Source organism: Rhodopseudomonas sp. B29 (assembly GCF_000333455.1).
Lineage (GTDB): Bacteria > Pseudomonadota > Alphaproteobacteria > Rhizobiales > Xanthobacteraceae > Rhodopseudomonas.
In genome coordinates, this window is the sequence record NZ_BADD01000718.1 from 1 (window position 1) to 1,780 (window position 1,780).

A 1,780-nucleotide genomic window follows, 5' to 3' on the forward strand; every position below is an offset into this window, starting at 1 on the left:
TGGACCGTCAATCAGTGGCTCAAGAAGGCGGTGTTGCTGTCGTTCCGGCTCAACGACATGAGCACGATCGCGGGTGGCCCCGGCGGTGCCAATTGGTGGGACAAGGTGCCGTCGAAGTTCGAGGGCTGGGGCGAGAACCGCTTCCGTGAGGCCGGCTTCCGCGCCGTGCCGGGTGCGATCGTGCGCCGCTCTGCCTTCATCGCCAAGAACGTCGTGCTGATGCCGTCCTTCGTCAATCTCGGCGCGTATGTGGACGAAGCCACGATGGTCGACACCTGGTCGACGGTCGGCTCCTGCGCGCAGATCGGCAAGCGTGTCCACATCTCCGGCGGCGTCGGCATCGGCGGCGTGCTGGAGCCGCTGCAGGCCGGGCCGGTCATCATCGAGGACGATTGCTTCATCGGCGCCCGCTCGGAAGTCGCCGAGGGCGTTGTCGTCCGCAAGGGTGCGGTGCTGTCGATGGGCGTGTTCCTCGGCGCCTCGACCAAGATCGTCGATCGCGAGACCGGCGAGATCTTCGTCGGCGAAGTGCCCGAATACGCCGTGGTGGTGCCGGGCACGATGCCCGCCAAGCCACTGAAGAACGGCAACCCGGGCCCGGCGACCGCTTGCGCCGTGATCGTCAAGCGCGTCGACGAGCGCACCCGCTCCAAGACTTCGATCAATGAATTGCTGCGAGACTGAGTCTTTCGGAAGCCGCTCATGAATCTGACGACGCTGCTGTTCAGCTTTCAGGGCCGGATCAACCGGGCCAGATACTGGTTGGTAGAGCTGATCAATCTTGCCATTTTTGTCGTCTGTTTTGCCTTGATCTTAATCGGCGCTGGAGTTTCTAGCGCGATCTACGCGACCGGCACCGCCCTTAGCTATTTGTCGATGGTCATCTTCGCTATCGCCACTCTATTGCTAATATGGTCAAGCACCGTTGCGGGAATTAAGCGTTTGCACGATCGAGACCAAAGCGGATGGTGGATGCTGGTGTTTTGGGGAGTCAGCACCATCGTTGGCTTGCTGGAGGAGACCGACGCGACGTCCAGCGGCAAATTCATTCTTGGCGTCGGGAGTCTCGCGGTGACCGTCTGGATTACCATCGAACTCGGCTGCCTGCGCGGCACCCGCGGTCCCAACCAATACGGCCCAGATCCGCTGGCGCCGAAAAACACAATGACCTGATGACCTCGACTCCGACTGCTCTCTCGATCGCGCAGGATCTGCTGCGCTGCGCATCGGTGACGCCCGCCGATGCCGGCGCACTCGGCGTGCTGGAGCGGCTGCTCGGCGATGCCGGCTTCACCGTGCATCGCGTCACCTTCTCCGAGCCGGGCACCGCCGATATCGACAATCTCTATGCGCGGATCGGCGACAGCGCGCCGCATCTGTGTTTCGCCGGCCATACCGACGTGGTGCCGCCGGGCGAGGCCAGCGCCTGGAGTCACGGCGCATTCTCGGGCGATGTCGCGGATGGCCTGCTGTATGGCCGCGGCGCGGTCGACATGAAGGGCGGCATCGCCTGCGCGGTGGCGGCGACGCTGGACTATCTGGCGGCGAACGGCGGCAGACCGAAGGGATCAATCTCGTTCCTGATCACCGGCGACGAGGAAGACGTCGCCGTCAACGGCACCGTCAAGCTGCTGCAATGGGCCGCCGAGCGCGGCGAAAAATTCGATCACTGCATCGTCGGCGAACCCAGCAATGTCGAGGCGATCGGCGACACCATCAAGATCGGCCGCCGTGGCTCGCTGTCCGGCGTGCTGATCGTCGACGGCACGCAAGGGCACGT

3 protein-coding genes are annotated in these 1,780 nt (G+C 63.8%); all 3 read left to right on the plus strand.

The window, feature by feature from the left end:
* On the plus strand, positions 1-684 hold a 684-nt coding region (locus I5M_RS25935; protein ID WP_022724055.1), incomplete at its 5' end, for a 2,3,4,5-tetrahydropyridine-2,6-dicarboxylate N-succinyltransferase.
* Positions 685-702: 18 nt separating this feature from the next.
* A complete protein-coding gene (locus I5M_RS25940) occupies positions 703-1,173 on the plus strand; it encodes a DUF805 domain-containing protein (protein WP_022724056.1) in 471 nt (156 codons plus the stop codon).
* Positions 1,173-1,780 (plus strand): M20/M25/M40 family metallo-hydrolase (locus I5M_RS25945; RefSeq protein WP_022724057.1); only part of this gene is annotated, 608 nt, incomplete at its 3' end. The genes I5M_RS25940 and I5M_RS25945, both read left to right, overlap by 1 nt.

Excerpts from the sequence above, each read along its gene's own strand:
- I5M_RS25940 (WP_022724056.1), top strand. The coding sequence starts at position 703 with ATGAATCTGACGACGCTGCTGTTCAGCTTTCAGGGCCGGATCAACCGG.